This window comes from Methylobacterium sp. B1, assembly GCF_000333255.1.
Classification (GTDB): domain Bacteria; phylum Pseudomonadota; class Alphaproteobacteria; order Rhizobiales; family Beijerinckiaceae; genus Methylobacterium; species Methylobacterium fujisawaense.
Genome location: NZ_BACT01000612.1, coordinates 1 through 3,987 on the forward strand (window position 1 = coordinate 1; position 3,987 = coordinate 3,987).

4 protein-coding genes and 1 pseudogene are annotated in these 3,987 nt (G+C 72.0%); all 5 read left to right on the forward strand.

The features are described 5' to 3' along the window. The first annotated feature begins 238 nt into the window (after nucleotides 1-238). The gene (locus I53_RS18060; protein ID WP_043353149.1) at nucleotides 239-757 is read left to right on the forward strand and encodes a hypothetical protein; all 519 of its coding nucleotides are present in this window, start codon (nucleotides 239-241) and stop codon (nucleotides 755-757) included. 74 nt (nucleotides 758-831) lie between these two features. Next, nucleotides 832-1,611, forward strand: a complete 780-nt coding sequence (locus I53_RS18065; protein WP_043353151.1) for a 1-acyl-sn-glycerol-3-phosphate acyltransferase — start codon at nucleotides 832-834, stop codon at nucleotides 1,609-1,611. 132 nt (nucleotides 1,612-1,743) lie between these two features. After that, a complete protein-coding gene (locus I53_RS18070; protein WP_043353154.1) occupies nucleotides 1,744-2,190 on the forward strand; it encodes a hypothetical protein in 447 nt (148 codons plus the stop codon). A gap of 137 nt (nucleotides 2,191-2,327) precedes the next feature. Next, nucleotides 2,328-3,434 (forward strand): DUF2125 domain-containing protein, encoded by a 1,107-nt coding sequence (locus I53_RS18075; protein WP_043353156.1) that lies wholly within the window; start codon nucleotides 2,328-2,330, stop codon nucleotides 3,432-3,434. A gap of 394 nt (nucleotides 3,435-3,828) precedes the next feature. Continuing rightward, nucleotides 3,829-3,987, forward strand: a pseudogene (locus I53_RS35215) (N-(5'-phosphoribosyl)anthranilate isomerase); the annotation flags it as partial.

Here is a 3,987-nt window from a genome sequence, read left to right on the forward strand (position 1 = left end):
GCGACTTTTTTCGGCCTGTTCCTCACGCCGGTTTTCTACGTGGTGATCCGGCACTTCTCGCTCTGGATCGGGCGGTTCCGGAAGAAGCACACCCACGGTGATTCCGGCGGCGCCGCGCCCGCCCACGGCTGACGGGCACACTCTCGGCTGCCGTATCCTGAAAGCCGCGCCGGATCCGCGAGGATCGGGCGCGGCTTTCGCGCGACGGGCGGGCGCGCCCGGTGTAGAGGCTGGCGCCATGCACGCCCTCGGTCGCCTCATTCTCGGGGCCTTCGCCCTCCTGCTCGCTGTTCCGGCGGGCTTCGTGGTTCTCGTCCTGGCACTGCTCGTCGATCCGGCCGCGCAGGCCTGGCTGAGCGGCGGGGCGCTCGCCGGCCTCGACATGGCCCTGTCGGACCTCTCGGCCGGGCTCCCGCCGGAGGGACTCGCCCTGTTCGTCGCCGGCCTCGCCAAGGCGCTGTTCGTGCTGCTGTTCGTGCCCCCGGCCCTGATCGGTCTCGGCGGGGAGATCCTCGGATGTCGCGGCCTCCTGTGGTACGGCGCCGGCTGCGGCCTGCTCACCGCCGCCCTCCCCTGGCTGACGCGCGGCGCGCTCCGGTCCGGCGGGGCAACCCGGGATGCCGCCCTCCTCGCCGGCGAGGTGCGCCTGACGCTGATCCTGTTCGTGGTCGGCGCGAGTGCGGGCTTGGTCTACTGGCTGGTCGCGGGGCGCGGCGCCGGGCGCATCCGCGAGGCCGACCTCTCCGAGGATGCCTGACGGCTCCCGGCGACGTCGCCCTTGGCCGCGGACACGCGGGCGCGCTACAGGAGGCCGCTACGACACGGTATCCGATGCTCGCCCTGCGCTCCCTCGCCTTCAACATCTGCTTCTACGCCGTCACGGCGGTCCTGGCGGTCGCCGGCCTGCCCATGCTGGTCTCCGGCCGGTCGGTTCTGCGGCTGGCCCGCGCCTGGGGGCGGATCACCCTGTGGCTGCTGCGCGTCGTCGCCGGAACGCGGGTCGAGTTCCGTGGGCTGGAGAACATCCCGACGGGTCCCCTGCTGGTGGCGGCCAAGCACCAGTCGGCCCTTGAGACCCTGGCCCTCTGCACGGTGCTGCCGAACTTCGCCTACGTCCTGAAGAAGGAGCTGCTGCTGATCCCCCTGATCGGCTGGTACTTGTCGCGCAGCGGCATGGTGGCGATCGACCGGTCCAAGGGCACCCGGGCCATGAGCCTGATGAATGCCGCGGCCGGCGCGGCGATCCAGGACGGGCGCCAGCTCATCATCTTTCCCGAGGGCACCCGCCGGCCGGTCGGCGCGCCGCCCGCCTACAAGCAGGGACTCTCGCATCTCTACACCGCCCTGAAGGTCCCCTGCCTGCCCGTCGCGCTGAACACCGGCCTGTTCTGGTCGCGCAACAGCCTCGTGCGCCGGCCGGGCACGGCGGTGATCGAATTCCTGCCGCCCATCCCGCCCGGCCTGCCCCGCCAGGAGTTCCAGGCGCTGGTCCAGGACCGGCTCGAGACGGCCTCGAATGCCCTCGTCGACGGTGGCCTCGCAGGCTGCGCGGCAGACGGCCACGCCGTACCGGCGGACGAGGCACCGGCCGTGGCCGCGCCGCGCCGCTGAGCCCGGCGCAACCGCCGCGTTCCGTCCCCGGTGGCGCTGAGCCAGCTTGTGGATAACGGGCATCGTCGCCACATCTGTCCTTGGGAACGTCGCGCTTGACGCCTGTGGATATCGCGCGTTAGGTTGGAACAAATGGCGAACAGAAGAGCCCTGTCCTGGTCGGCCGCGCTCCGCGACCTGAAGGACGATCGCACCCGGAGGCAGGACGTGCGTGAAGAACGCCTCAAGACGACCGCAGGTCTGCGCGGCTCGCCCGCGCTTCCCCTTTCGGCCTGGCGCGGCCGTTCCGGCCGCCGCTACGTGGTCGGGGTTCATCCGGCCGGGGGCTTCGACCTCGACGAGATGGCCCAGGCCGTGGTGATCGCCGTCCGCCGGGACAATGCGGGCATCGCCGAAATGGTCTCGGTGGCCAGCTCCAGCGAGAGTCCGCGCGATCATCTGCGGCGGACTTGGCTCGACCGTGTCCGCCGCCGGGGCGCCACCGAGATGCACGTGCATCGCCTGGCCGAGAACGACGTCGAGCGGGTGGCGATCGTCGAGGATCTGCAGGTCGACACCGCCGAGCCGGCGCAGGTCTGACTGGAAACGCGACGCGCGCGGACGGATCACGTCCGCAGCGGTCGACCCGGGCCGGCTCTGCCCCAGTTTCGCCCCTTGCATGGCCTCAAGGCGAGGCCGCGATGTCCCTGCGGGGATCGGGTCGGGGAGCGGAGCGCATGGTGCAGGATCGGACGCGGCCGGAGGGTGCCGACCAGACAGCCCCGGTGGGGCGCGCGCGGCGATCCCGGCTCGGGCTGTTCCTGCCCTACATCCTCCTCGCCCTCGTGGTGGCGGGCTGGTCGGCCGGCTGGCTGTGGATGCGTGAGCGCGCGGCCGCCGAGATCGACGGCTGGATCGCCCGGGAGGCGTCGGCCGGGCGCACCTGGACCTGTGCGGACCGCTCGCTCGGCGGCTACCCGTTCCGGCTCGAGCTGCGCTGCAGCGCCGTCACGCTCGACCGTGCCGACGGACGCTTCCGGCTGGGACCGAGCACCGCGGTGGCGCAGATCTATCAGCCGCGCCTCGTCGTGTTCGAGAGCGCCGGTCCGTTCCATGTCGAGCAGGGCGCGCTGACCGGAGACGCGTCCTGGTCCGCGCTCCAGGGCAGTTTCCACGGCGCCGCGGATGGCTTCACCCGCGCCTCTCTGGTCGTCGACAATCCCGATGTCACCGTGAAGGGGGCAGAGCCCGGTCCGATCGCGGTTGCGGGCCGGCACCTCGAACTGCACGCCCGGCCGAGCCCCGGCCGTTTCGATTCCGACGGTGCGGTGGATCTCAGCCTGCGCCTGAATCAGGCGGCGGTGCCTCAACTCGATGCCCTCACCGGAACACGGGATCCGGTCGATCTGGCCCTTGATGCGAGCCTGACGCAGGCCACCGTGTTGCGGACCGGGACGGTGGCGCGCGAGCTGGAGCGCTGGCGCCAAGCCGGCGGCAACCTGGACCTGACGGCCCTGTCGTTGGCCAAGGGCACACAGCGCGTTCAGGCGAAGGGCACCCTCGCCCTCGATGCCGCGCACCGCCCGGCGGGCCAGATCGACCTGCGGGCGGCCGGCGTCGACGCGCTGGTCGGCAGCATCGTCGGCCAGCGCTTCGGCTCGGATCGGGGCGCGCTGGTCGGCCAGCTGGTCGGCGGCCTGCTGGGGCTGGCCCAGCGTCCGAACCCGGACGCGCCGGCCGACGCGACACCCCTCAAGGCGCTCCCACCCCTGCGGCTCGTCGACGGGAAGGTGGTCTTCAGCGGATTTCCGATCCCCAACGTCTTCGTGCCGGCGCTGTATTAGGACGGCTCTCGGTCTGAGGGGGCCTCTGACACGCCCGGACAGGCGCGTCTTCGGCGCAAGACGATGCAACGCGGCTTGCCGCCTGTCCGGGCTCATGGCCGCGCGCATCGGACACCCTGGCTCACTATCGATGTCCTGCGCCGTCAGGCCGGGGCGTTGCCGGCGAGACCGGAATGGAAAGGCGCTCGTGGTGCAGGATCTCGTGGTGCAGGATCTCGCGGCCTCGGCGCGTCGGGATCCCAGGCGCCGCGGCGCGGCTACGGGATGACCGCGCAGCGCGACAGCACGTGTCGCCCTGCGCGCGATGCCTGGTGCGTCGGCTTGGGCGCGGATTGCAGCAACGGGCCTGTCGCACGGGCCTGCTCGGCGACGCCGGATCGGCTATAGGAGGCCCATGGCCTCATCCGCGTCCCCGACCCGTATCAAGATCTGCGGGCTCAGCACCGAAGCGACTCTGACCGCCGCTCTGGACGCCGGGGCGGACTGGATCGGGCTCGTCCACTTCCCGCGCAGTCCTCGGCACGTGGCGCTGGAGCAAGCGGCCGCCCGTCGC